Source organism: Streptomyces kronopolitis, from assembly GCF_014646275.1.
GTDB classification, from domain to species: Bacteria; Actinomycetota; Actinomycetes; order Streptomycetales; family Streptomycetaceae; genus Streptomyces; species Streptomyces kronopolitis.
The window spans coordinates 1-24,225 of the sequence record NZ_BMND01000022.1; the positions used below are offsets into that span (position 1 = coordinate 1).

Annotated in this window: 23 protein-coding genes; 8 read left to right on the forward strand and 15 right to left on the reverse strand. The window is 73.7% G+C overall.

Features of this window, described 5'->3' with window-relative positions; all coding sequences use genetic code 11:
- A partial coding sequence (locus IEY78_RS22250) for a serine/threonine-protein kinase (protein ID WP_229700123.1) occupies positions 1-965 on the reverse strand: 965 nt, incomplete at its 3' end.
- Between the two features lie 951 nt (positions 966-1,916).
- Between IEY78_RS22250 and IEY78_RS22255 the strand changes: the two genes are divergently transcribed.
- Positions 1,917-2,564 carry a TetR family transcriptional regulator gene (locus tag IEY78_RS22255; RefSeq protein ID WP_189100982.1) on the forward strand — a complete coding sequence of 216 codons (648 nt, stop codon included), beginning with the start codon at positions 1,917-1,919 and terminating at the stop codon, positions 2,562-2,564.
- Between the two features lie 250 nt (positions 2,565-2,814).
- Here IEY78_RS22255 and IEY78_RS22260 read toward each other — a convergent pair whose 3' ends face one another.
- The 3 genes from IEY78_RS22260 to IEY78_RS22270 form a co-directional block, all read right to left on the reverse strand.
- On the reverse strand, positions 2,815-3,285 hold the full coding sequence (locus IEY78_RS22260) for a nitroreductase/quinone reductase family protein (protein ID WP_189100984.1): 471 nt from the start codon (positions 3,283-3,285) through the stop codon (positions 2,815-2,817).
- Complete coding sequence (locus IEY78_RS22265) at positions 3,285-4,616, reverse strand: acyl-CoA dehydrogenase family protein (RefSeq protein WP_189100986.1); 1,332 nt, start codon at positions 4,614-4,616, stop codon at positions 3,285-3,287. The genes IEY78_RS22260 and IEY78_RS22265 overlap by 1 nt, the downstream gene beginning before the upstream one ends.
- A 251-nt stretch (positions 4,617-4,867) precedes the next feature.
- Positions 4,868-5,380, reverse strand: a complete 513-nt coding sequence (locus IEY78_RS22270) for an allene oxide cyclase barrel-like domain-containing protein (RefSeq protein WP_189100988.1) — start codon at positions 5,378-5,380, stop codon at positions 4,868-4,870.
- Between the two features lie 657 nt (positions 5,381-6,037).
- On the opposite strand from IEY78_RS22270, the gene IEY78_RS22275 reads away from it, so the two are divergent.
- Entirely contained in the window at positions 6,038-7,222 is a 1,185-nt protein-coding gene (locus tag IEY78_RS22275; RefSeq protein WP_189100990.1) for a thiolase C-terminal domain-containing protein, read from the forward strand.
- A gap of 27 nt (positions 7,223-7,249) precedes the next feature.
- Here IEY78_RS22275 and IEY78_RS22280 read toward each other — a convergent pair whose 3' ends face one another.
- Positions 7,250-8,023, reverse strand: a complete 774-nt coding sequence (locus IEY78_RS22280; RefSeq protein ID WP_189100992.1) for a VOC family protein — start codon at positions 8,021-8,023, stop codon at positions 7,250-7,252.
- 205 nt (positions 8,024-8,228) lie between these two features.
- Here IEY78_RS22280 and IEY78_RS22285 point away from each other — a divergent pair, with 205 nt between their 5' ends.
- Together IEY78_RS22285 and IEY78_RS22290 are read left to right on the forward strand one after the other, a co-directional pair.
- On the forward strand, positions 8,229-8,765 hold the full coding sequence (locus IEY78_RS22285; protein ID WP_189100994.1) for an MOSC domain-containing protein: 537 nt from the start codon (positions 8,229-8,231) through the stop codon (positions 8,763-8,765).
- Between the two features lie 80 nt (positions 8,766-8,845).
- Positions 8,846-9,583, forward strand: coding sequence for a pyridoxine/pyridoxamine 5'-phosphate oxidase (locus tag IEY78_RS22290; protein WP_189100996.1), 738 nt, complete (start codon positions 8,846-8,848; stop codon positions 9,581-9,583).
- Between the two features lie 48 nt (positions 9,584-9,631).
- On the opposite strand, the gene IEY78_RS22295 is transcribed toward IEY78_RS22290, so the two are convergent.
- The gene (locus IEY78_RS22295) at positions 9,632-10,120 is read right to left on the reverse strand and encodes a GNAT family N-acetyltransferase (protein WP_189100998.1); all 489 of its coding nucleotides are present in this window, start codon (positions 10,118-10,120) and stop codon (positions 9,632-9,634) included.
- A gap of 62 nt (positions 10,121-10,182) precedes the next feature.
- On the reverse strand, positions 10,183-10,692 hold the full coding sequence (locus tag IEY78_RS22300; protein ID WP_189101000.1) for a Zn-ribbon domain-containing OB-fold protein: 510 nt from the start codon (positions 10,690-10,692) through the stop codon (positions 10,183-10,185).
- 374 nt (positions 10,693-11,066) lie between these two features.
- On the opposite strand from IEY78_RS22300, the gene IEY78_RS22305 reads away from it, so the two are divergent.
- Complete coding sequence (locus IEY78_RS22305; protein ID WP_189101002.1) at positions 11,067-13,322, forward strand: acetate--CoA ligase family protein; 2,256 nt, start codon at positions 11,067-11,069, stop codon at positions 13,320-13,322.
- A 127-nt stretch (positions 13,323-13,449) separates the two neighbouring features.
- Positions 13,450-14,346, forward strand: coding sequence for an enoyl-CoA hydratase/isomerase family protein (locus IEY78_RS22310; RefSeq protein ID WP_189101004.1), 897 nt, complete (start codon positions 13,450-13,452; stop codon positions 14,344-14,346).
- A 55-nt stretch (positions 14,347-14,401) separates the two neighbouring features.
- On the opposite strand, the gene IEY78_RS22315 is transcribed toward IEY78_RS22310, so the two are convergent.
- On the reverse strand, positions 14,402-15,046 hold the full coding sequence (locus tag IEY78_RS22315; protein WP_229700119.1) for a hypothetical protein: 645 nt from the start codon (positions 15,044-15,046) through the stop codon (positions 14,402-14,404).
- 8 nt (positions 15,047-15,054) lie between these two features.
- Positions 15,055-15,630 carry an RNA polymerase sigma factor gene (locus IEY78_RS22320; RefSeq protein WP_189101008.1) on the reverse strand — a complete coding sequence of 192 codons (576 nt, stop codon included), beginning with the start codon at positions 15,628-15,630 and terminating at the stop codon, positions 15,055-15,057.
- 194 nt (positions 15,631-15,824) lie between these two features.
- Here IEY78_RS22320 and IEY78_RS22325 point away from each other — a divergent pair, with 194 nt between their 5' ends.
- Entirely contained in the window at positions 15,825-16,454 is a 630-nt protein-coding gene (locus IEY78_RS22325) for a flavin reductase family protein (protein ID WP_229700120.1), read from the forward strand.
- Positions 16,455-16,627: 173 nt separating this feature from the next.
- On the opposite strand, the gene IEY78_RS22330 is transcribed toward IEY78_RS22325, so the two are convergent.
- The 3 genes from IEY78_RS22330 to IEY78_RS22340 all read right to left on the reverse strand — a co-directional run bounded on the left by IEY78_RS22330 (position 16,628) and on the right by IEY78_RS22340 (position 19,867).
- Positions 16,628-17,698: a Zn-dependent alcohol dehydrogenase gene (locus tag IEY78_RS22330; RefSeq protein ID WP_189101010.1), complete on the reverse strand. Its 1,071-nt coding sequence runs from the start codon at positions 17,696-17,698 to the stop codon at positions 16,628-16,630.
- The gene (locus IEY78_RS22335) at positions 17,698-18,888 is read right to left on the reverse strand and encodes an acyl-CoA dehydrogenase family protein (RefSeq protein ID WP_189101012.1); all 1,191 of its coding nucleotides are present in this window, start codon (positions 18,886-18,888) and stop codon (positions 17,698-17,700) included. The genes IEY78_RS22330 and IEY78_RS22335 overlap by 1 nt, the downstream gene beginning before the upstream one ends.
- A gap of 70 nt (positions 18,889-18,958) precedes the next feature.
- A complete protein-coding gene (locus tag IEY78_RS22340; protein ID WP_189101014.1) occupies positions 18,959-19,867 on the reverse strand; it encodes an SDR family oxidoreductase in 909 nt (302 codons plus the stop codon).
- Positions 19,868-19,974: 107 nt separating this feature from the next.
- On the opposite strand from IEY78_RS22340, the gene IEY78_RS22345 reads away from it, so the two are divergent.
- Complete coding sequence (locus IEY78_RS22345) at positions 19,975-20,901, forward strand: cyclase family protein (RefSeq protein WP_189101016.1); 927 nt, start codon at positions 19,975-19,977, stop codon at positions 20,899-20,901.
- Between the two features lie 67 nt (positions 20,902-20,968).
- Here IEY78_RS22345 and IEY78_RS22350 read toward each other — a convergent pair whose 3' ends face one another.
- The 3 genes from IEY78_RS22350 to IEY78_RS22360 all read right to left on the reverse strand — a co-directional run bounded on the left by IEY78_RS22350 (position 20,969) and on the right by IEY78_RS22360 (position 24,093).
- Positions 20,969-21,454, reverse strand: a complete 486-nt coding sequence (locus IEY78_RS22350; protein WP_189101018.1) for an ATP-binding protein — start codon at positions 21,452-21,454, stop codon at positions 20,969-20,971.
- Positions 21,455-21,923: 469 nt separating this feature from the next.
- Positions 21,924-22,910 (reverse strand): acyl-CoA dehydrogenase family protein, encoded by a 987-nt coding sequence (locus IEY78_RS22355; protein ID WP_189101020.1) that lies wholly within the window; start codon positions 22,908-22,910, stop codon positions 21,924-21,926.
- A gap of 7 nt (positions 22,911-22,917) precedes the next feature.
- Positions 22,918-24,093, reverse strand: coding sequence for an acyl-CoA dehydrogenase family protein (locus tag IEY78_RS22360; RefSeq protein WP_189101022.1), 1,176 nt, complete (start codon positions 24,091-24,093; stop codon positions 22,918-22,920).
- Between the last annotated feature and the right edge of the window lie 132 nt (positions 24,094-24,225).

A 24,225-nucleotide genomic window follows, 5' to 3' on the forward strand; every position in this document is an offset into this window, starting at 1 on the left:
GGCGCGGCCGGGGCCGGACGGGCAGCGGCACGGCCCGAGCCGGCCCGCTGACCGCCGGCGGGCACGGCGGTGCGACCGCCGCGCCGGCCCTCGATCAGCGCCACCGCACCGGCCGGCAGCCAGGCCGAGGCGGTGCCGCTGTCGTCGCTGCCGGAGCCGAAGAGATGCGGCGCGAGCTGGGACTGCAGATCGGCGGGGGACGGCCGCTGGCCGGCCTCCATCTGCATACAGGACTCCATCAGCGGACGCAGTTCGTCCGGCAGTCCGGCCAGGTCGGGGCCCTCGCGCAGCAGCATGAAGACCGTCTCGACCGGGTTGGCGCCGTGGAACGGGGCGTGCCCGGTGGCGGCGAAGACCAGCGTGGAGCCGAGGGAGAAGACGTCGCTGGCGCCCGTCACGCTGCGCGAGTCCCGCGCCTGCTCGGGCGACATGTAGGCGGGCGTGCCGACGGCCACGTTGGTCATCGTGAGCCGGGTGTTGGACACCCCGGAGGCGATCCCGAAGTCGATCACCCGCGGGCCGTCCTCGACGACCAGCACGTTCGACGGCTTCAGGTCGCGGTGCACCAGGCCCGCGCCGTGGATGGACTGCAGCGCCTCGGCGATGCCGGCCGCCAGCCAGCGCACCGCCTGGGCCGGGAGCGGCCCGCACTCATTGACTATTTCCTCCAGGGAGGGCGCGGGGACGTAGGCCGTCGCGAGCCAGGGCACCGCGGCGCGCGGGTCGGCGTCCACCACGGCCGCGGTGTAGAAGCCGCTGACCGCGCGGGCCGCCTCGACCTCGCGTGTGAAGCGGACCCGGAACAGCTGGTCCTCGGCGAGCTCGGTACGCACCGTCTTGATCGCCACGCGCCGGCCGGACGCCGAGCGCGCCAGATAGACCAGCCCCATGCCGCCGGCCCCGAGACGGCCGAGCACCTCGAACGGGCCGATCCGCCGGGGATCGTGCTGCGTCAGCTGCTTCAGCTGCTCCACCACTTGCCTGCCACCTCCCCGTGGGGCGAAAAATGACTCTCCATAGCCACGAGCCGCCGAGAGCCACTGCCCCGTGCGGCGCCTCCCCGCTTGTGGCGAGGACCGCCGAAACGGCCGTACGCGTGCTGATTCTTCCTGGCCGGGCCGACGGTTGCGAACCCGGGGCCTGTCCGCCGTGTCACCGCATACCCCCCGTAGTCCGCACCGGGCCCGTCACCCGATGTCACCCAACCCCGCCTGACGTGCTCCGATACGTCCGCCGACGGGCGGTTGCCGCAGGGGTTACCGGCCGGTTGCGGACGTCCTTCGCGTGGTGCCGCCGGATATACGGACGTTCACCATTCCGTTTGACGCGCTTACCACGGAAGAGGTTCACACTCTCCGGCACACAGGGCCGCGGTGGCCGAAAGCATGCCCTCCCCGCGACCGCGCGCACCTCTCCCCCACCGACCATGCCCCCGCCCTGGACCGGACTCACGTCCCCGGCCCAATTCTGCGCGCTCGGAGGTCACTTCGGCGCCACCCCCTCCCGATATCGCGCCGCGAGGCGGATCGGGCAACACAGAGTGACGGCCGTCACCCCGGCCGCAGGCCCACGCTAGCCGCGCTCCGGCCACCCCGCCCGGCGAACATTCGAATGCCTGAGCGATCCACAGGGGCCGCGGCAGGACCGGCGACGGCGAGTAACGGAGGGGGCAAGTGTTCAACTGGCGGACATCGAAGTGCACTTGCCGCACAGGGGGTGACCACTTATCCACCAAAGTTGTCCACAGGCTGTTGATAAGACCGTTCACCGGTTCGGACCAAGCGGGGCAGCGCCCGTGGCGACCGCGGCCGGACCCGCCACCCGCCCCTACGGACGGGTTACGCAACCCGAACTCCCCCATCCCCATTTGCAGGCAGCCAAATCGCGCTCCGATCACCCCTCGGTAAGCTGACGGCATGACAGGACAAGTGCGAACCGTCGACGGCAGAGTTGCCGGCCGCCGCGGACAGGCGACGCGGCAAAAGCTTCTCGACTGCCTCAGCGAAATGCTCAGTTCGTCCCCCTATCGGGACGTCAAGGTCATCGATGTAGCCCGAAAAGCGGGGACTTCACCCGCTACGTTCTATCAGTACTTCCCGGACGTCGAGGGCGCTGTCCTCGAAATCGCCGAGGAGATGGCCAAAGAAGGCGCCACTCTGACCGATCTTGTCGCCGAACGCTCCTGGGTGGGCAAGTCCGGCTGGCAGACCGCGGAAGAGCTGGTCGAGGGCTTCCTCTCCTTCTGGCGCCGGCACGACGCGATTCTGCGCGTCGTCGACCTGGGCGCGGCCGAGGGCGACAAGCGGTTCTACAAGATCCGCATGAAGATCCTGAATGCCGTGACCAACTCTCTTACGGACTCCATCAAGGATCTCCAGAGCAAGAACAAGGTCGACAAGGACGTGAGCGCGCCCGCCATGGCCGGCTCGCTCGTCGCGATGCTGGCGGCCGTCGCCGGACACCAGAAGGGTTTCCAGAGCTGGGGTGTCAAGCAGACGGAACTCAAGCCGAACCTGGCACTGCTGGTGCACTTCGGCGTCACCGGAAAGAAGCCGACCAAATAGCGTCGCCTCTTGTGAGTTCCGCCGCCTGAGAAAGCACCCGCGACAGCAGCCGGGGAAGCGGCCCGAGAGGCCGCCGCGCCCCGAAGTCCCGGTGTGCCCGGGACGGTTCGCCGTCGGTCCTGTATTCGTCCTGCCATAGCTGTATTACCCACGCAGCGGGCGCCGCGCGATCCTCAAGGGTCCGCCGCGGCGCCCGCCGCCGTCTGCGCCCGCGTCCCGTCCCGGGCGTGCCACCCGCCGGCCGGCTCGTTCAGCGCCGCTCCAGCCGGAACAGCCGGATCTCCCGTGCCACCCGCGCCTGGTACGCGGCGTACGGCGGCCAGAACGCCAGCGCCGCCCGCCAGGCCAGCGCCCGCTCTCCGCCGGTCAGCAGCCGGGCCCGCACCGGAACGTCCCGACCCCGCCAACTCACCTCGGCCTCCGGATGCTTGAGGAGGTTTCCGGTCCAGGCCGGATGCCCCGGGCGCCCGAAGTTGCTGCCGACCACTATCCAGCTGCCGTCCTCCTGCGGCAGGCACGCCAGCGGGGTACGCCGCGGCCGCCCGCTGACCGCACCGGTCGCGGTGAGCACCACCCCGGGCAGCATCCGGGTGCTGAGCAGCACCTTTCCCCGGGTCAGCCGGTGCAGGGCGCGGTCCAGCCCCGGGATGACGTGCGGTGCGATCCGGGCGAACGCCCGGGTCGCGGAGACCTTCCGGACCAGCCGCTCACCGGGCGGCATCAGACGTCCACCGCCTCGGACGCGAGGGCCGCCGGACCACCGCCGGCGCCCGCGAACAGCCCCGCCTCCTCGGCGGCCCGCGCCCGCAGCCGGTGCACGGGGCCCAGCAGCAGTTCGTCGCAGGCCGCGCGCTTGAAGTACAGATGCGCCTCGTGCTCCCAGGTGAAGCCGATCCCGCCGTGCAGCTGCACCGCCTCGGCCGCCACCGCGCGCAGCGTCTCCAGCGCCTGCGCGAGCGCCAGCGCCGCCGCCCCGGGCTCACCCACGCCGTCCGGTCCCGCCGTGCCTGCCGCCGCGGCGCCCGCCGACCAGGCCGCGTAGTACGCGGCCGAGCGCGCCGCCTGCAGCCGTACGTACAGATCGGCGAGGCGGTGCTGCACCGCCTGGAAGGACCCGATCGGCCGGCCGAACTGCTCGCGCTCCTTGACGTGCGCGACGGTGCGGGCCAGTGCCGCGTCGGCCGCCCCGACCGCCTCGGCGGCCAGTGCCGCGGCCGCCACCACCCCGGTCGCGGCAAGCGCCGCGGTCACCGCGGATTCCGCACCGGCCGCCTCTCCCTCGCCCTCCCCCTCTCCCAGCAACTCGGCCGGTACCTCGCGCAGTTCGAGGCGGGCCTGTGCACGGGTCTCGTCCAGCACGGTCTGCCGGGTGCGCAGCAGACCGGGCACGCCGGCCCCGCCGGCTCCCGGCTCGCAGGCGCCCCCGGCCGCCTTGCCCGCCGACTCCGCCCGGACGACGAAGAGCAGGGTGCGGCTGCGCGTGAACCCGCCGGCGTGGGCGGCCACCACCAGCACCTCCGCGGTGTGCCCGGCCAGCACCTGCCCGGCCTCGCCGTACAGCCGCCAGCCACCGTCCACCGGCCGCGCCTGGATCCCCCCGGCCCGGCCGCCGCCCGCCCAGTCACCGTCGTTCGGCCCGGTCAGCGCCAGCGCGGTGGCCAGCTGCCCGCCCGGTACGACCAGCGTGCCGGTCAGCTCCCCGCCGGCCAAGGCCGGCAGCAGTCCGGCCCGCTGCCGCGCACTGCCGAGCGCGAGGATCAGCGGGGCGGCCAGCGCGGCGGTGGCGATCAGTGGCGAGGGGAGCACGGCGCGGCCGGTCTCCTCGCAGGCCAGGGCGAGTTCGGTGGGTCCGCAGCCGACGCCGCCGTACGCGGCCGGCAGCGCCAGCCCCGGCAGTCCGAGCCGCCCGGCCAGCTCCCCCCACAGCTCCCGGTCGTATCCCTCGGGGGTGCGCACCGCCGCCTTGACGCTGTCCGGGCCGCAGCGCTTGAGCAGCAGTTCGCGCAGCGTACGGCGGATTTCGTGCTGCTCCTCGGTGAACGCGGCATCCATCGGCGGGCTCCTCCCGACCGTGCGACAACACCCGTCCGGTCCGACGGGCCGCCGGCTTCCGATCTGACGGGCCGTCATAGTAAGGACGGGCGGTGCACTTTCCTAGGGCGAGCAGGCAAAGTCCGAGCCGGGCGGGGTTCACCGGGCGGGACGCTGCGGACACGCCCTCGGGCGAGCCCGCAGTTCCCGCACGCCCGATGGGCGACCCCGGGGCTTCCCCTAGGGCCGCCCTCGGACGCCTGCGGCCCGGCTCAGCGGATCAGATGCACCGTGAGCCGCGTCTCCGTGCTGCTGGTGGCGACGCCGTGGACGGTGCCGTGCGCGGTGCGGTAGCGCCCGGTGCCTCCGGTGATCGCGAGGTCGATGTCGCCGGGTCCCGCGCTGGTGACGGTGAAGCCGCCCTGGAGGGTGAGCTGCCCCTGGGGGAGGGCGAGGTCGGCCGCGCACTGGAGGTCGAACTCATCGGCGGGGGCGGTGCGGGTCAGCGTGCAGATCTCGCTGTAGGTGCCGACCGTGGCACTGCCGCGCAGCAGATTCCCGCTGACGACGAATTCATCCCCGAGGCTGGGGCCGGACGACCCGTCCACATCGACGAATGTGCCCTGCGTCTGCTGTGCGGTCAGCTGGAATACCTCCTCTCCGGACGGATAGTCCCCGCCGCCGCCGGAGCCGGTGACCGCCGATGCCGGTTGCGCGCAGAAAACCAGGGCCGTGAATCCGGTGACCGCACTCAGCACGAGGCCCTTGACGTTGAAGTGACGCACGATTTCTCCTGTGGGACTGGAAGGGAAATGCACTTGGCTAGGGAAATGAAGGCGCACACGCGGAAGGAGGGCAGGGAAAGGGAAGGAAGGGAAGGGGAGTGTGGCGGTGGAATCGCCGATTACTGGCCCGTGACCTGGGCATTAGTCGGCGGCATGTCACGCACTCAAGTTGTCGTCGATCGCGCGGGAACCCGCCTCGGACGCCGCGGGGACATTTTCCCGGCGCACGTCACCCGCGAAAGAGCAGCAGCCGCCACACCCGCGTATACGTAAGGGAGCCAGGCACCCGGGCACGCCCCGGAGACCGTGGAACAAAGGCGAACATGACACTCCCCGGGCTCGGCGGGAAAGATGCGTCCCGCACACGGAAATGTCTGCTCCGCCGTATGGGCAAACAGCGAGCAGTGAACCGGCCGTACACCTCGCCGGCAATTTCACACGCAAACGGAGAATACCCTCCACGGGAAAGCATTTAAAGGTCGCGGGAAACCTCCGATAATCGCTTTAAGGTGCGTCCGATGCCCGACCGGCCGCCCCGTTCGGCCCGGTCCGCGGCCCGATGCCCCGCGGCACCGCTCCCGCCCCCGGCCTCGCCCCCCCACCCACCCCGGTCCGCACCCTGCCCCGGCGCCCCACATCTGATGTACCGTCAGATTCATGACTTCAGGGGCCCCTTACGGGCATCGCAAGGTCGCTGTCGCCGGAGTCGCCCTGTCCGACTGCGGACGCGTGGACGACGCCACCCCGTACGCCCTGCACGCCCAGGCCGCCCGCCGGGCGCTCGCCGACAGCGGCCTGGACCGCTCGGCGATCGACGGCTTCGCCTCGGCCGGGTTGGGCACCCTCGCGCCCATCGAGGTCGCCGAGTACCTGGGACTGCGCCCCACCTGGGTCGACTCGACCTCGGTCGGCGGCGCCACCTGGGAGGTACTGGCCGCGCACGCCGCCGAGGCGGTCGCCGCCGGCCATGCCGACGCGGTGCTCCTCGTCTACGGTTCCACCGCCCGCGCCGACATCAAGGCGGGGCGCCGCACCTCGAACCTCTCGTTCGGCGCCCGCGGCCCCCTCCAGTTCGAGGTCCCCTACGGGCACACCCTGATCGCCAAATACGCCATGGCCGCCCGCCGCCACATGCACCAATACGGCACCACGCTGGAGCAGTTGGCCCAGGTGGCGGTCCAGACCCGCGCCAACGCGGCGGCCAACCCGGAGGCCATGTACCGCGATCCGATCACCGTCGACGACGTCCTCGGCGGCCCGGTGATCGCCGACCCGTTCACCATGCTGCACTGCTGCATCCGCTCCGACGGCGGCTGTGCGGTGCTGCTCGTCGCCGAGGACCGCGTCCAGGATCTCGCCAAGCCCCCGATATGGGTGCTCGGTTCGGGTACCGCGGTCTCCCACACCACCATGTCGCAGTGGGACGACTTCACCGTCTCGCCCGCGGCCGTCTCCGGCCGGCAGGCCTTCGCCCGCGCCGGGGTCCGCCCCGACGAGATCGATCTCGCCGAGCTGTACGACGCCTTCACCTATATGACCCTGGTGACGCTGGAGGACCTGGGGTTCTGCGCCAAGGGCGAGGGCGGTGCGTTCGTCGGGACGGGGCGGCTGCTGCGGGACGCGGAGTTGCCGGTCAACACCGACGGCGGCGGGCTGTCCGCCTGCCACCCCGGTATGCGGGGGCTGTTCCTGCTGGTCGAGGCGGTACGCCAGCTGCGGGGCGAGGCCGGTCCGGACCGCCAGGTCCACAGGGCCGACGGCGCGCTGCCCCGGCTGGCGGTCGCCTCGGGCACCGGTGGCTGGTTCTGTTCCTCGGGGACGGTGGTGCTGGGGCGGGAGTGAGGGACGGGGCGACCGCGGTGACCGGGCCTACGGGACGGTCGGGCGGGTGATGACGCTGAAGGCCGTGCCGAACGGGTCGGTGAGCGCGGCCATCCGCCCGTAGGGGGCGTCCTCGGGGTCGTCCGCCGTGCCGCCCGCGGCGCGGGCGCGAGCGACCAGCTCATCGGTGTCCGCCACCTCGAACACCGTCTGCCAGCGGGACGCGGTGGCGGTCGGCGCACCGAAGATGCCGCCGATCTCATGTCCGTCGGGACGGCGCAGGAAGGTGAAGTCGAGGTCGGGGACGGCGTCGTTGCCGTCGAGCGTGAAGCCGAAGACGCCGGCGTAAAAGCGGCGGGCCGGCTCGGGGGCCGGGGACGACAGATCGTTGCGGACCAGCGTGCAGGGCTCGTTGACCAGCTCACAGCCCGGCAGCGCGTGTCCCTGCCAGAGTCCGAAGGGGGCGCCGACGGCGTCCGTCACGACGGCCGTGCGGGCCAGGTCCGCCAGGTCGGCCGGCGGTGCGAGCACGGTCCCGCCGCTCTCGGTGATCCGCCGGACGGCTCCGTCGCAGTCGTCGGCGGCGAGGTACGGGAGCCACCAGGACTCGCCCGCGGTGTCGGCGGCGGAGCGGGGCCGCAGCGCCGCCACCCACCGTCCGCGCAGCAGACACAGGGTGAGCGGGCCGTCGGCCGTCGGCAGCTGCGCGTACTCCCAGCCGAACAGCGCGTGGTAGAACTCCCGCGCCCGGTCGAGGTCGGGCACCCCGAGGTCGACCCATGTCGGCGTCCCGAACGGCTGGTTGCTGCTGATCTCGCTCATCGGATCTCCTTCACGAGTGACGCTGCCGGAGCCCACGCTAGTGAGCGTCGAGGACAGCTGATGTCCTCAATGGCGCGGGCCTTCGGGGATGCCCCTAGGGGCGGCCGGAGTGCTCGCCGCGCTGACCACGTGACGGGGCGTGTGGCGTGGCACTCCTCGGCTTCGAGGGTTCGGCTCGGGCAAGAACACCCGCCACTTCCGCCGCATGCCGGGACTGCTGCGCCTGCGGTCCCGCTACCCCGGCGACGCGGTCGGCCGACCGCCCGAGCTGCTGGACCCGGACAGTGAGCCGGTACCGGACGCCTCCGCCTATGTGCGGCGCTACCTGGGCCGCGACGATGTCGAAGTGGCTCGTGAGGAGGCGATCTGGCACTTCGACCAGCTCCCCGTCAGCCTGCTGACCACCGCCACCCTCGACTGGGTCCGCGCGGCCGTGCCCGGCGTGCCCGTCGACGAGCGCCGGTTCCGGCCGAACCTGCTGGTGCGGACGCCGCCGGGCACGCCCGCGTGCGTGGCGGACGAGTGGTTCGGCGGCACCGTCCGCATCGGCGGTACCCCGCGCCTGCGGTTCGAGCGCTCCAGCGAGCGGTGCCCGATGGCCAACGAGGCCCAGCAGGACCTGCCGCACTCCCCGCGGATCCTGCGCGCCCTCGCGCGGGCACACGACATGCGGCTGGACGCGCTGGCCACGGTGGCGCGGCCGGGGCGGGTACGGCTCGGGGACACCGTCGAACTGCTCTGACCCGGCCCCCGATGCCGTTCCGGGCGTCGTTCGCCGCCCGCTCCCCCGCCCCGTGCGCGCACCGCCGTACGCTGCCTGGCATGACCGATCACCCCGCGCGCCGGGAGACCCCGGACCCCGCCCCCGCCGGCAGCCCGGCGGCGCACCCTGCCGACGAGGACGGGGCCCGCGCGTTCCGTGAACTGCTGCGCGGGCTGCGGGTCTGGGACACCGAGCTGCCGTCGTTCGACCCGGCGGCGGCGCCCGACGATCCGCTGCCGCTGTTCCGGCAGTGGCTGCGGGAGGCCGCCGAGGCCGGTGTCACCGAGCCGCACACGATGACCCTGGCCACCGCCGACGCGGCCGGCGCCCCCTCCGTGCGCACCCTGATGCTGCACGACGCCGATGAGCGGGGCTGGCACTTCGCCTCGCACCGCGGCAGCCGCAAGGGCCGCGAACTGCGGGCACGGCCGCGGGCGGCCCTCGGCTTCTACTGGCCGGCGGTCGGCCGCCAGGTACGGGTCTGCGGACCGGTGACGGCGGCCGGTCCCGAGGAGAGCGCGGCCGATCTGCACCATCGCTCCACGGGCGCGCTGGCGGCGGCGCTGGTCGGCCGGCAGAGCGAGGTGCTCGGCTCGGTCGAGGAGCTGGCGCGTGCCTCGGAGGCGGCGTGGGAGCGCGCCCGGCGCGAACCGGAGGCGCCGGTGCCGAGCTGGACGCTGTATGTGCTGCACCCCGAGGAGGTCGAGTTCTTCCAGGGTGATGCGCAACGCCGGCATGTGCGCCTCAACTACCGCCGCGAGGGCGGGCGCTGGGTGCGCGAACTGCTCTGGCCGTAGCGGGATCGGCGGTCGGCCCCACAGCCGCCGACCTCACAGCAGCCGACCTCACAGCAGCCGGTACATGATGTGCAGCCCCACATAGCCCTCGGTGGGATGCCGGAAGCCCTCGGGCAGCGTCGTCATGATCTGGAAGCCCAGGGACTTCCAGAGCGCGACGGCGCCCGTGTTGGTCTCCACGACGGCGTTGAACTGCATCGCCCGGTAGCCCTCGGCGCGGGCCCAGTCCAGTACGTGCGTGCCCAGGGCCCGTCCGACGCCGCGGCCCCCGTACCGCGGGTCGACCATGAAGCTGGCACTGGCGATGTGCGAGGCGCCGCCCATGTGGTTGGGGTTCATCTTGGCCGTACCGAGCACCGTCCCGTCGTCGTCGACGGCGACGACCGTGCGGCCGGGCGGTGCCAGCAGCCACATCTCGCGGGCCGTCGCCTCGTCGAGGTCCCGCGGATAGGTGTAGGTCTCCCCGGCCGCCACGATGGCGCGGAGGAAGGGCCAGATGGCGGGCCAGTCGGCCCCGGTCGCCGTACGGATCAGCACGGCCTCAGCATGCCGCGCGCCCGGACGGCCCGCCACCGGAAATCGCCGGGGCCCGCCGCGGGTCAGGCGGGCCGGAAGACGGGTAAGGCGAACCCGGCCCCGGCATCCGTTGTGCCCGTCGCACCCGCGTCCCCCGTCGACTCCCCGTCGCCCGTCGCGCCCGCGTCGCGGAAGTGCACCCGCAGCGGCATCCCGATCCGCAGTGCAGGCTCGGGGCAGTCGGTGATCTCGGTCATCATCCGCGGGCCTTCGGCGAGATCGACCACGGCCGCGGTGTACGGGACCCGGTCGCCGAAGGGCGGCAGGTCATTGCGGTGCACGACGGACCAGGTGTAGAGCGTGGCCCGGCCGCTGGCCGCTTCCCAGCCGACGTCCTCGCTCCAGCAGTACGGGCAGAACTCCCGCGGGTAGTGGTGGGCCGCGCCGCACCCCTCGGCCCGGCACCGGCGCAGCAGCAGCCGCCCCTCGGCCGCCGCGTCCCAGTACGGACGGGTGAAGGCATCGCTCTCCGGCAGGTCGAAACGTGCCACGGCCCCCGCCGGCCCGGCCCCTCCGCGCCCGGTCTTCCCCATCCCGGCACCCCTCCCGCCCCCACCGGCCCACGCGCACCGGCACCACTGGATCGCGAATTCACTGACGGTACGTCAGTTCAGCCGATCCGGGACGGGTACGCAAGAGGGGCCCGACTCTCGCCCTCCAGCCTCCACGCCCCCGCCGACCCCACGCCGGACCCCGCCCTCGGACCCCGACCTCTGCACTGGAACCCGCCCCCGGCCCGGCACCGAGCGCCCGGCATCTGCCCCCAGCCTCCACCCCACCCCCAGGCTCGAACCCGAACCCCACCGCAATGTTTACCGTGCACCCATATTCCTGACGCAGCGTCAGTTCAAGTAATCTGACTGAGTGTCAGGTAATCAGAGCCGTCTCACAGGAGCGGGCGTCTGCGATGCTTGGATCGACTCACGGCACCCTCACCACGCACTCCCGTCCGGCCCGCGTCGTGGCCTGTGGGGAGCAACGACCACACACCGTCCACGGCATCAGTGAACCGCAACCCGGTGACGGTGGACAGGGCACCGGCACCGTCGACCGCGATGTCAGCGGGCGGCCGCTGCACGCCCCGGTGCCCGACCTGGACCGCTTCTTCCGGCCCGAGTCCGTGGCGGTGGTCGGCGCCTCGGACAGCGAGGGCCGCCCCAACACCGGCATCACCCGCCAGCTGATCGCCTGGGCGGAACGCGTCGGAGCCCGCCTCCATCCCGTCAACCCGGGACGCGCCGAGGTCTTCGGGCGGCCCTGCCACGCCACCGTCGCCGATCTGCCGGAGGCCGTCGATCTCGCCGTCCTGCTGGTCGGCGACCCGCTGCCGGTCATCGAGCAACTCGGCGAGGCCAAGGTCAAGTTCGCGGTGGCCTTCGCCTCCGGCTTCGCCGAGACCGGCGAGCAGGGCGCGGCCGCCCAGGACCGGCTGGCCGAGGCCGTCGCCCGCTCCGGCCTGCGGCTGCTCGGCCCGAACACCAATCTCAACGCCTTCGAGAAGTTCCGCACGGACCTCGACGGCCCGGCCATCGCCCTCATCACGCAGTCGGGCCACCAGGGCAGGCCGGTCTTCAGCCTCCAGGAACTGGGCATCCGCCTCTCGCACTGGGCCCCCACCGGCAACGAGGCCGATCTGGAGACCGCCGACTTCCTCTCCTACTTCGCCACCCGGCCCGAGGTCGGTGCCATCGCCGCGTATGTGGAAGGGCTCAAGGACGGCCGCAGCTTCCTGCTCGCCGCCGACCGCGCCGCCCGCAACAAGGTGCCGGTCGTCGCCGTCAAGGTCGGCCGTACCGAGGCGGGGGCCCGGACCGCCGCCTCGCACACCGGCAAACTGACCGGCGCCGACGGGGTCGTGGACGCCGCGATGCGGCAGTTCGGCGTGATCCGGGTGGACGGGCTGGACGAGCTGCAGGACACCGCGGCGCTGCTGGCCCGCGCCAGGAAGCCCACCGCCGAGGGCGTCGCGGTCTATTCGATCTCCGGCGGCACCGGCGCCCACTTCGCCGATCTGGCGACCGCGGCGGGGCTGCGGCTGCCCACCCTCGGCGACGCCCGGCAGGCCGAACTGCACCAGTGGATACCGGACTACCTCAGCGTCGCCAATCCGGTCGACAACGGCGGGCACCCGGTCGGCGACTGGCGCGGGCCGAAGATCATCGACGCGCTGCTGGCCGACCCGTCCATCGGGGTCCTGATCTGCCCGATCACCGGGCCCTTCCCGCCGATGAGCGACAAGCTGGCGCGGGATCTGGTGGACGCGGCGGAGCGCACGGACAAGCTGGTGTGCGTGGTGTGGGGCTCGCCGGTCGGCACCGAGGACGCCTACCGCGACACCCTCCTCGGGTCCTCGCGGGTGGCGACCTTCCGCACCTTCGCGAACTGCGTCACCGCCGTCCGCGCCTATCTCGAGCACCACCGCTTCGCAGCGGCCTACCGCTCCCCCTTCGACGACGCCCCGCGCGTCCTGTCCCCCTCCGCCCGCAAGGCCCGGGCCCTGATGCGCCCGGGCCAGCAGCTCAGCGAGCACGCCGCCAAGCAGCTGCTGCGCGCCTACGGCATCCGGGTCCCGCGCGAGCAGCTGGTGACCAGCGCGGCGGCGGCCGTACGGGCGGCGAGCCTGGTCGGCTACCCCGTGGTGATGAAGGCCTCCGGGCCGCAGCTGGCGCACAAGACCGAACTCGGCCTGGTCAAGGTCGGTCTGACCTCGGCCAGCCAGATCAGGGACGCCTATCGCGAGCTCACCGACATCGCCCGCTACGAGGACGTGCCGCTGGACGGGGTGCTGGTCTGCCAGATGATCGAGCGGGGCGTCGAGATGGTCGTCGGCGTCACTCGGGACAGCCTCTTCGGGCCGACCGTAACCGTGGGCCTGGGCGGGGTGCTGGTGGAGGTCCTGCGGGATGTCGCGGTGGGCGTACCGCCCTTCGGGGAGGACCAGGCGCGCGCGATGCTCGGCGAACTCCGCGGCCACGCCCTCCTGGACGGCGTGCGCGGCGCGCCCCCCGCGGATGTCGACGCACTGGTCGAGGTCGTGCTCAGGGTGCAGCGGATGGCTCTGGAACTCGACGGTGAACTGGCCGAGTTGGACATCAATCCGCTGGTGGTCCTGCCGCGCGGAGAGGGCGCCGTGGCCCTGGACGCGCTCGCCGTCTGCCCTTGACCGTGCCGGCCCGGGCCCCCTCGGCCCCCGGGCCGACAGCAACCACCACGCCCACCGCCATAAGAGCAACGCCCCTTCCGCGACCCGGCGCAGACTTCCCGGCCGTCCCCTTTGGAGCCGCTCCCCCATGACCCGCTCACCGTCCCCCGCGTCCGTTCCTCCCGAAGCGCCCGGCGAGCCCGCCGGGCCCGACGGCCGCACCGCCCGGCCCGGCCCTGCCGACCGCGCGGATCCCGTCGACTCCTTGATACTCGAGACCACTGACAACGGCGTCCGCCGGCTCACCCTCAACCGGCCGGAGGTGCGGAACGCGGTCACCTGGGAGCAGCGCGAACGCCTCATCGACCGGCTCGCCGACGCCTCCGCCGACCCGGACGTACGCGCCGTCGTCCTGACCGCCACCGGCAACGGCTTCTGCGCCGGCGCCGATCTGCGCGGCGCGCCCGCCACCGGGGAGCGGGTCGCCGGAGATGTCGCCCGGATGATCCGCCGGGGTGCCCAGCGGCTCATCACGGCCGTGCTGGACTGCGAGAAGCCGGTCATCGCCGCCGTCAACGGCACCGCGGCCGGGCTCGGCGCCCATCTCGCGCTCGCCTGCGATCTGGTGCTGGCCGCCGAATCGGCCCGCTTCATCGAGGTGTTCGTGCGCCGCGGCCTGGTCCCGGACGGCGCCGGCGCCTACCTCCTGCCGCGGCTGATCGGCCCGCAGCGCGCCAAGGAGCTGCTGTTCTTCGGCGACGCGGTGCCGGCCGCGGAGGCGCAGCGGCTGGGGCTGGTCAACCGGGTCGTCCCGGACGGCGAACTCGCGGCGGTGGCACGGGAGTGGGCCGAGCGGCTGGCCACCGGCCCGACCCGCGCGCTGGCGCTGACGAAGCAGCTGGTCAACGCCTCGCTCGACGGCGACCGGGCCGCGGCGCTGGGCGCGGAGGCCACCGCCCAGGAGATCAACATGACGACGGCGGACGCCCAGGAGGGGGTCGCCTCCTTCGTGGCGCGCCGTGACCCGGTGTACCGGGGGCGCTGACCCGGCCCCCACCACACCGGGCCGCCGGGCCCCGTCACCCCGGCTCTCACCCGCCCTACGGCATGTCGTCCGCGCACTCCGGCACCTCGCGGGTGTTGCGCGTCCGCACCCCCGGGAGCCACCCGCGCACGCCCTGCCCGCTGGTGACCAGATACCAGCGGGTGGAGGTGACACCCGCCTCGTCGCGGATCAGCAGGCCGTCCGTCACGACACAGCGCGCGGTCACCTCATCGCCGTGCCAGACCCGGCCGGCGGCGTTGCCGCGCGCGGCGTACGCGGTGCGCGGGTCCCTGGCCAGCCGCAGCGCGCACTCCAGGGAACGGCCGGTGCGGCAGGCCCGTTCGCTGTTGTAGACATCGATCTTCACCGTCCGGGGCGGCCCGGACGGCCGCACGGCCACCGGCCCGGGGCGCACCAGCCACCACACCCCCAGCAGCACCGCCGCGACCGCGGCCGCCACCGCGAGCACGACCGCGTAGGGCCGCCTCCGGGGCGGCGCCACCGCCCACGGCACCGGTCCGGTGCCGGGCCCTTTGACGCGGTCCCACAGGCCGGGCGGGGTCTCGATCTGCTCGTCCGCGCGCCGCAGCCGTGCGCGCAGCAGCGCCCCGGCATCGTCGCCGGCGCCGTCCCCCCGGCCGCCCCCGGTATCCCGTCCGCCGCCGCCCGCACCACTGTCGTGCCGTGACCCCACACCCACCGCGCCGCTCACCTCCCGGCCTGCCCGTGCTCGGATTCAACGAGGAAGGCACGCAGCCTGTCCAGCGCGCGGGCGCGATGGCGGGCGGCGGTGCCCCGATGCACCTTCATGATCTTCGCGGCCTGGTCGAGGGTGTAGCCGTCGAGGTCGACGAGGATGACGATGCCGGCCTGCCGGTGCGACAGCTTCCCCAGCAGGCGCACCGCCTCGATCTCGGCCTGCCGGCGCTCCACCCCACCGTCCCAGCCGCCGGGCCCACCGCCCGCGGCCGCCCCGCCCGCCCCGGTCTCCTCGACCTCCGCCATGCCGTCGACCAGCACCTGCCGCCGATCCTTGCGGTGGGCGTCGCGGGCGACACTGAGCACGGCGGTGAAGGCGTAGGCGTACGGCTCCGGGTGGGCGAGGAAGCGCTGGGGGCGGCGGGCGAGCTTGAGGTAGGCCTCGTGCACCACGTCCTCCGCGGACTGTCTCGATCCCGCGAGCATCACCGCTCTGCGGTAGAGGCGGGGCAGCAGCCCGCAGAAGACCTCGTCGAAGGTGGGTGACGCGGCGGGCGACGCCGGCGTCGGTCTCGCATCGGCCATGTACCGGAACTCTCCCCGTGTGCGGCCGCGGTCGCGGCCGTGCAGGAGGCTGCCCGTGCGGGCGGGGCGCAATCGGGAATCCGCCGGCCATCTCGCGCGAATCCGCCGAGACCAGGCCTGATCCACCGGTAAACCACACGTGCGGGTGGCCCGCCGCCGCACCGGGCTTCACATCTGACGCTGCATCAGATTCAATGAAAGGCATGATGGGACATGCGGGAATGGCGGCCACGGCCGTGCGGTATCTGCGCTCCGTCGGCGCGCCCACCACAGCCGCCGCATCACCCTCCGCGCCACCGCGGCCCGCGCTGCGCGCCGTGCGTGACGACGAGCGCGCCCCGCTGGATCCGGCCGAATTCCGCGATGTCCTGGGGCACTTCGCCAGCGGCGTCACGATCATCACGTCCCCCGGGGACCCGGAGCCGGCCGGCTTCGCCTGCCAGTCCTTCGCCTCGCTGTCCCTCGATCCGCCGCTGGTGGCGTTCATGGTGGGGCGCACGTCGACCACCTGGCCCCGGATCGCCCGCGCCGGCGTGTTCTGCGTGAACATCCTCGGCGCGGACCAGGGCGCGCTGTGCCGCGGGTTCGCGGTCCGCGGTGGCGACAAGTTCGCCGGCGTCTCCTACGGGCCCGCGCCGGCGACCGGATCGCCCCGGCTGGCGGAGGTCCCCGCCTGGATCGACTGCACGGTCCAGGCCGTGCACACCGGCGGCGACCATCTGATCGTGGTCGGCCGGGTCGAGGCCCTCGGCACGGACCCGGCCGCCGCCCGCACCGGCCCGCTCCTCTTCCACCGCGGCGGCTTCGGCCGGTTCCGTCCGTGAGTCCGTGAGGGAGGGCGACGGGGCGGCCGACGCGTAACGGCGCCCCCACGACCCGCCCGGCCGCGCAGGCCCCCGGGCGGCCACCGGACCGAGCCGCGCCCCCGGCCGCGAGCCCCGCCCGGCCCCGGTCCGACAGCCGCGACGCCCCGCCCCCTAGGGGCTCTTCAAAGCCCCTACCCGAACGTCAACACCCCCCGCGCCACCCGCCCGTGGTGCGCGTCGTCCGCCGCCTTCGCGAAGTCCTCCACCGGGTACGTCCGGGTCACCAGCTCGTCCAGCAGCAGCCGCCCCTCGCGGTACAGCCGGGCGTACAGCGCGATGTCCCGCTGCGGCCGCGCCGACCCGTAACGGCAGCCCAGGATCGACTTGTCGAGATACATCGAGGACACCAGGAACGAGGCCTCGGCGGTGGCCGGCGGCACCCCGAGCAGCACCGCCTGCCCGTGCCGGTCCAGCAGGTCGACGGCCTGCCGGATCAGCCGGGTGCTGCCCACGCACTCGAAGGCGTGGTCGGCGCCGGTCGGCAGGATCGCCTTCACCGCCTTGACGCTGTCCGCCACCGCCGACGCGTCGATGAAGTGCGTAGCCCCGAACTGCCGCGCCACCGGCTCCTTCGCGGGGTTGGCGTCCACCGCCACGATCGTCGACGCCCCGGCGATCCGCGCCCCCTGGAGCACGTTCAGGCCGATGCCGCCGGCGCCGATCACCACGACCGAGTCCCCGCGGTCCACCTTCGCCCGGTTGAGCACCGCCCCGACCCCGGTCAGCACCCCGCACCCGATCAGCGCGGCCGACGCCATCGGAATGTCCCGGTCGATCTTGACGGCCTGCACCGCCTTGACCACCGTGCGCTCCGCGAACGCCGAGTTCGACGCGAAGTTGAACAGCTCGCCCTCCCCGCGCCGGAACGGCTTGCCGGGCATCCCGATCGCCTTGCGGCACATCGTCGGCCGCCCCCGGTCGCACTCCGCGCACGCCCCGCAGTTGGCCAGCGTCGACAGCGCGACATGGTCGCCGGGCACCACATGGTCGACGCCCGCGCCGACCGCCTCCACCACCCCCGCCCCCTCGTGCCCCAGCACCACCGGCACCGGGAACGGGATCGTCCCGTCGATCACCGACAGATCGCTGTGGCACAGGCCCGCGGCCCGGATCCCGACCAGCACCTCGCCCGGCCCCGGCGCCCGCACCTCCAGGTCGTCCACGACCCGCGGCCGCTCACCGTCGAAGATGACGCCTCTCATCACCGCTCCCCTCTGGGCAGGCCGAGCACACGCTCGGCGATGATGTTGCGCTGGATCTCGTCCGAACCGCCGTAGAGGGTGTCGGCCCGGGTGAAGAGGAACAGCCGCTGCCACGCGTCGAGCGCGTACGGCTCCCGCGCGCTCCAGTCGACCGGCCCCAGCGCGGCCGCGGCGCCCCGCACCCGCATCGCCAGCTCCCCGAGCCGCTGGTGCCAGCCGCCCCACAGCAGCTTGGCGACGCTCGGCGCACCGGCGTCCCCGGCCGCGCCCAGGGTCCGCAGCGCGTTCCAGCGCATGACCCGCAACTCGGCCCACTGGGACAGGAGTTGCTCGCGCAGCACCGGATCGCGGAGCGTCCCGCACCGGACCGCGGCGGCGAGCACCGCGGACAGCTCGGCGGCGAACCCGATCTGCTGCACCAGCGTGGACACCCCCCGCTCACACGCCAGCAGCCCCATCGCGACCCGCCAGCCGGCCCCTTCCCCGCCGACCACGTGCCCGGCCACCGCGCCGTCGAAGAACACCTCGTTGAACTCCGCCGTCCCGGACATCTGGCGGATCGGCCGCACCTCGATCCGCCCCGGCTGGTCCATCGCCACCAGCAGGAAGGACAGCCCCCGGTGCCGCCGCTCGCCCGGATCGGTGCGCGCCAGCACGAAGCACCAGTCGGCCTCCCGGGCCAGCGAGGTCCAGATCTTCTGCCCGGTGACGCGGTACCCGGTGCCGTCGCGGACCGCCACCGTCCGCAGCGCCGCCAGGTCCGAGCCCGCGTCCGGCTCGCTGTAGCCCTGGCACCACAGCTCCTCGCCCCGGGCGATGGGCGGCAGGAACCGCCGCCGCTGCGCCTCGTCGCCGTGCGCGAGCAGCGTCGGCGCGAGCAGGTTCTCCCCGATGTGCCCCACCCGCCCCGGCGCCCGGGCGCGCGCGTACTCCTCGGCCCAGACGACCTGCCGGGTCAGGCTCACCGGCCGGCTGCCGTACGCGCCCTCCGGGCAGTCCCACCCGAGCCCGATCCATCCCCCGGCCCCGAGTTCCCGCTCCCAGGCCCGGCGCACCGCGGCCCCCTCGTGCTCGCTGCCGGGTCCGCCGCGCCCCGCCCACTCGGCGTACGGCCCCACCAGATGACTCCCGAGCCAGCCCCGGGCCTCCGCCCGGAATTGGTCGTCCGCATGCCCGAAACCGAAGTCCACGCCGCCCTCCCCACGCACCCACCGCCGACCGCCCCCGCACGGGCCCCATCTGCCGCTTCGGCCCCACCCGTTACCGGTTGGGCCGCTCCTTGGCCGCGGCCGCGGCGGCCATCCGCGACAGCTGCGCCAGCATCGGCATCGGATCGGTGCCCACCGACCCCGGCAGCACGTCCGCCACCCGCTCCGGCGTCCACCCGCCCTCGTCGGCATATACGGAGCGCAGCTCCCTCGGCTGCGCCCATACGGCGATCTTGGGCCCGGCCACGGTGTAGACCTGCCCGGTGATCTCCCGGGCCCGCTCGCTCAGCAGGTAGACGACCAGCGCCGCCACGTCCTCCGGCTCGCCGATCTCCGTCAGCTCCATCGGCACGTTCGCCGACATCCGCGTGCGCGCGACGGGCGCCACCGCGTTGGCCGTCACCCCGTACTTGTGCAGGCCCAGCGCGGCGCTGCGCACCAGCGAGATGATCCCGCCCTTCGCGGAGGCGTAGTTGGCCTGCGACACCGAGCCCTGGTGGTTGCCGCTGGTGAACCCCAGCAGGGTGCCCGACCCCTGGCGGCGCATCACCGCCGAGGCCGCCCGGAAGAGCGTGAACGTCCCCTTCAGATGGGTGGCGACGACCGGGTCCCACTCCTCCTCGGACATGTTGAACAGCATCCGCTCGCGCAGGATCCCGGCCACGCACACCACACCGTCGATCGCCCCGTACTGCGCCAGCGCGGTGTCCACGATCCGCTGGCCGCCGGCCATGGTGGACACGTCGTCGGCGACCGCGGCCGCCTCGCCCCCCGCCGCCCGGATCTCCTTGACCACGGCCTCGGCGACCTCGCTGCTCGGCTCACCGCCCGCGATGGAGACGCCGTAGTCGTTGACGACCACCCGTGCGCCCTGTGCCGCGCAGGCCAGCGCCACCGCCCGGCCGATGCCCCGGCCCGCCCCCGTGACCGCGATCACCTTGCCGGCCAAGAAGTTCCCCATGCCCAGCCCCTCCCACAGTTTCTGACGGACCGTTAGATTTTTGAGCAGACCCGGTACGAACACAAGACCCCGGGCCGAACGGACCCCGCCGCCCCGAGGAGGGCCTGATGCCCCTGCCGCAGGAGTTCCACGACATCGCCGCACGCGTGAACAACTGGGGGCGCTGGGGGGCGGACGACGAGATCGGCACCCTCAACCTGATCACCGGCCGGGTCGTACGGGAGGCCGCCGCCTGCGTCCGCAGCGGCCGCCGCGTCCCGCTCGCCCTGCCGCTCCGCCAGGACGGCGTGCAGACCGGCGCGATCCCCGGCCGGGTCAACCCGCTGCACACCATGACCGCCGTCAACCACGAGATCTTCGGCCCCGGCACCGTCGCGACCTCGGACGACGCGGTCACCATGGGCCTGCAGTGCGCCACCCACTGGGACGGCCTGGCCCATGTCTCGCACTCCGGGCGGCTCTACAACGGCCGCCCCGCCCACACGGTCACCGCGCATCTCGGCGCCACCGCCCTCGGCATCGAGCGCGCCACCCCGATCGTCTCCCGCGGCGTCCTGCTGGACGTGGCCCGCGCCCACGGCACCGACCGGCTGCCCCCCGGCCACGCCGTCACCCCGGAGGACCTGGACGCCGCCGAGGAACTGGCGCGCACCGCGGTCCGGCCCGGCGACATCGTCCTCGTACGGACCGGCCAGCTGCGGCACTACCTGGACGGCGACCGCCAGGCGTACGCCTTCCCGTCACCCGGCCTGTCGCTGCGCACCCCGGAATGGTTCCGGGCGCGCGATGTCGCGGCGGTCGCCAACGACACCCTGACCTTCGAGATCTTCCCGCCGGAGATCGAGGACCTGTGGATGCCGGTGCACGCCCTCCATCTGGTCGAGATGGGCATGCCGCAGGGCCAGAACTGGAATCTGGAGGAGCTGTCCGCGGCCTGCGCGGAGGCGGGGCGCGGCGCGTTCTTCTTGTCCGCGACGGCCGAGCCCTTCGTCGGCGGGACCGGCGCACCGGTCGCGCCGGTGGCGGTGCTCTGAAGCGGCCGCGCCGGGGCACCCTCCGCGCCGGGGTGAGCGGCGCGGGTGGGTGCCGGCCCGCGCGCGTCTACGCCTGGTGGGTCACGGCGCGCGGCGCCGCGTGACGGGGCTCGAAGGTCCCCAGATCGGCCCCCGCCGCCATCAGCAGCGGCTGGCCGCGGTCCACCTCGCACCAGATGCGCTTGCCGGTGCCCTCCTGCTGCCAGCCCCACCGGTCGGCCAGGCCGTCGACCAGCTCCAGGCCGCGGCCGTTGGTGTCGTCGCCCTCGGCGTGCCGCTGGCGCGGCGGGCGGCCGCTGGCGTCCGCGACCTCGACCCGTACGGTGCCCACCACGGCGCCCGACCCGGAGAAGCACATCCGGAGCACGGCCGACGCGCCGGTGTGGACCACTGCATTGGTGACGAGTTCGGAGATCAGCAGGATCAGCGTCTCCGCCACCGGCTCATCGACCCCTATACCCGAGCCCACGAGCCGCGACCGGGCCCATCGCCGAGCCCGCCCCACCTCCGCGGGGTCGGGTCGTACGTCCAACTGCACCTGAAGCACCTGCACCGCTCACACCATCCGAACCGGCGGAAACATCGCCTCGCGCCTCCACGGAGTCACGGTGCGTGACCCCGGTGGAGCACAGCATGGTTGACGTTGAGTCACCCCAACAAGCGCTTCGGGCATATTCCAGCGCAAGGGAGTATGCATCCTGCATACTGTGCGACGCACTTTGCGGGGAGTCGAACAAGGGGGGCGACCGGGCCCACGCCTTGGGCGGGCGGCGCGCAGTCCGTCACCCGGAGCCGTCGCCACGACGACACCGGGTTCGTTGCGCCTCAGAACCACTCGCACCCAACGGAGCGTACCCGAGCGGAACGCCGACTCCCCCCTGTGACGAGTCACGCCTAGGACACAACCCGATATCGACCCTCCGTGACCACTTCTGCGTAGTGAGTCCGGCATTTCGCGCAGAGGTTGCCAGAGTCTGACTTCCGCCCCTCCCGGCACCGCCGTCACCGCCCCACCCCCGCCGTCAGGTGATCAAGCCTGCTGCCAGCAGTTCTTCCGCCTCGCCGGCGGTGCCCCAGCACTCCGCCCGCAGCCAGGCCCGCTTGAGGTGCAGATGGACATCGGCCTCCCAGGTGAAGCCCATCCCTCCGTGGACCTGCACACAGTCCCGTGCGTTGCGCACCGCGGCCTCGTCGGCCAGCAACTTCGCCCCGGTGACATCGAGATCACCCTCCGTGACCGATGCCGCGTAGACCGCACACCGGGCCATCTCCGCCCGTACCAGCATCTGCGCGCAGAGGTGCTTGACCGCCTGGAACGAGCCGACGGGGGCGCCGAACTGCTCGCGCCGGCGGGCGTGGGCGACCGCCAGCTCGACCGTCCGGGCCGCACTGCCCAGCTGCTGGGCAGCGGTGAGCAGGGCGGCCTCGCGGCGCAGTCGCGAGGCGTCCAGCGCGAGGGCTTCGGCGCGCGGCAGCCCCGTGACGCGGGCGAGCGGGGTCAGCGGATCGACGGAGGCAAAGGGGGCGCAGGACACCCGCTCCGCCGCGCTACGGCACACACCGGCCGTGCGCCCCCGTGCGCCCCCACCCACGCCGTCGCGGCACTCCGTGCCGGTCTCCACCAAGATCAACTCATCGCAGGCGGCCGGGTGTTCCCACAGCACCGGCTCCCGCCCGCCCTCGCACAGCCCGACGATCTTCTCCCCGGACGCGACCCCGTCCACCACCCCGGCCAGCAGCTGGCACGCCACCACCGGTCCGGGCAGCAGCGCCCGCCCGGTCTCCTCCAGGACCAGCACCGCCTCCGGCAGCCCCAGCCCCACCCCGCCGGCCTCCTCAGGCAGCCGCAGCGCGAAGAACCCGGCCGCGCCCAGCTCCCGCCACAGCGCACGGTCCGGCGCCGGGTCACCGACCGCGGCCCGCAGCCGGTCCGGCCCGAACCGCTTGGCCAGCAGCTCCCGGGCGGCCCGCCGCAACGCCCGCTGGTCCTCGGTGAGTTGGAAGTCCACCGGCCGGTCACCGCCCCTTCGGCAGGCCGAGGATCCGCTCGGCGACGATGTTGCGCTGGATCTGCGAGGTGCCGGCCGCGATGGTGTACGAGAGGGACGACAGCCGGCCGGCCACCCACTCGTGGTCCGCGTCCAGCGCACCGGCCCCCAGCACCTCGGCCGCCGCGTCGTACAGCTCCTGGCGGGCGTGCGAGTAGCGCAACTTGAAGACGGAGCCGCCGGTCCCCGGGACGCCCCCGCCCCCACCGCCGGGCGGCCGGGCGGCGGCCGCCTCGCTCACGTTCCACTGGGTCAGCCGCCACAGCGCCGCGAACTCCGCGTGCAGCCGGCCCAGCCGGCGGCGCAGCACGGCGTCGTCCCAGCGGCCGTTGTCGCGGGCCGTGCGGGCGAGGGCGCCGAGCATCCGGCGGCACGCCACCACCTCGCCGACGAAGGCGGTGCCACGCTCGAAGGACAGCGTCACCATCGTCACCCGCCAGCCGTCGTTCTCCGCGCCGACCCGGTGGCTGATCGGCACCCGGACCTCGTCGAGGAACATCTCGGCGAACTCCGCCGAGCCGGCGAGGGTGCGCAGCGGCCGGACCGTCACCCCCGGGGCGTCCATGGGCATCGCCAGCCAGCTGATGCCGCGGTGCCGGGGCGCGTCCGGGTCGGTGCGGACGAGGAGTTCGCACCAGTCGGCGACCTCGGCGTGCGAGGTCCACAGCTTGGTGCCGCTGACGACGTAGTGGTCCCCGTCGCGCACCGCCGTGGTGCGCAGCGCGGCGAGGTCGGAGCCGGCGTCCGGTTCGCTGAAGCCCTGGCACCAGATCTCGTCGCCGCGCAGGATCGGCGGCAGCCAGCGGGCCCGCTGCTCCGCGCTCCCCTCGGCGGCGACGGTCGGCCCGGCGTGCAGCAGCCCGACGAAGTTCGCCCCGACATAGGGGGCGCCGGCCCGTTCGGTCTCCTCCAGGAAGATCAGGTGCTGGGTGGGGGTGGCGCCCCGCCCGCCGGCGTCCTCGGGCCAGTGCAGGCCCGCGTATCCGGCGTCGTACAGCATCCGCTGCCAGGCCGCGTCATACGCCCGCCGGCCGGGCCAGTCGTCCGCCGCGGGCTTCGCGGGGAGGGCGGGCATCACCTCGCCGAGCCATCGCCGCAGCCGCGCCCGGAAGGCGTCCTCCTCCTCCGTGAAGGTGAGGTCCATGGCGCGCCTACCGACCGGGGCCCGCGCCGGGCGGGCGGCGGCTCGCGGGCGGGCTCACCAGGTCGTCGGCGCCGGGCAGGCGCGGTGGCTCCATGGGGTTTCCCATCGTCGTCCCCTCACCCCGTGTCCGGC

Bases quoted from the DNA above. Each gene is read 5' to 3' on its own strand.
- IEY78_RS22305 (WP_189101002.1), top strand. From the start codon at position 11,067: ATGCTTGGATCGACTCACGGCACCCTCACCACGCACTCCCGTCCGGCC.
- IEY78_RS22340 (WP_189101014.1), bottom strand. From the start codon at position 19,867: ATGGGGAACTTCTTGGCCGGCAAGGTGATCGCGGTCACGGGGGCGGGC.
- IEY78_RS22330 (WP_189101010.1), bottom strand. From the start codon at position 17,698: ATGAGAGGCGTCATCTTCGACGGTGAGCGGCCGCGGGTCGTGGACGAC.
- IEY78_RS22300 (WP_189101000.1), bottom strand. From the start codon at position 10,692: ATGGGGAAGACCGGGCGCGGAGGGGCCGGGCCGGCGGGGGCCGTGGCA.
- IEY78_RS22325 (WP_229700120.1), top strand. From the start codon at position 15,825: ATGAAAGGCATGATGGGACATGCGGGAATGGCGGCCACGGCCGTGCGG.
- IEY78_RS22280 (WP_189100992.1), bottom strand. From the start codon at position 8,023: ATGAGCGAGATCAGCAGCAACCAGCCGTTCGGGACGCCGACATGGGTC.
- IEY78_RS22265 (WP_189100986.1), bottom strand. From the start codon at position 4,616: ATGGATGCCGCGTTCACCGAGGAGCAGCACGAAATCCGCCGTACGCTG.
- IEY78_RS22290 (WP_189100996.1), top strand. From the start codon at position 8,846: ATGACCGATCACCCCGCGCGCCGGGAGACCCCGGACCCCGCCCCCGCC.
- IEY78_RS22310 (WP_189101004.1), top strand. From the start codon at position 13,450: ATGACCCGCTCACCGTCCCCCGCGTCCGTTCCTCCCGAAGCGCCCGGC.
- IEY78_RS22345 (WP_189101016.1), top strand. From the start codon at position 19,975: ATGCCCCTGCCGCAGGAGTTCCACGACATCGCCGCACGCGTGAACAAC.
- IEY78_RS22260 (WP_189100984.1), bottom strand. From the start codon at position 3,285: ATGCCGCCCGGTGAGCGGCTGGTCCGGAAGGTCTCCGCGACCCGGGCG.
- IEY78_RS22255 (WP_189100982.1), top strand. From the start codon at position 1,917: ATGACAGGACAAGTGCGAACCGTCGACGGCAGAGTTGCCGGCCGCCGC.
- IEY78_RS22275 (WP_189100990.1), top strand. From the start codon at position 6,038: ATGACTTCAGGGGCCCCTTACGGGCATCGCAAGGTCGCTGTCGCCGGA.
- IEY78_RS22360 (WP_189101022.1), bottom strand. From the start codon at position 24,093: ATGGACCTCACCTTCACGGAGGAGGAGGACGCCTTCCGGGCGCGGCTG.
- IEY78_RS22285 (WP_189100994.1), top strand. From the start codon at position 8,229: ATGCCGGGACTGCTGCGCCTGCGGTCCCGCTACCCCGGCGACGCGGTC.
- IEY78_RS22320 (WP_189101008.1), bottom strand. From the start codon at position 15,630: ATGGCCGATGCGAGACCGACGCCGGCGTCGCCCGCCGCGTCACCCACC.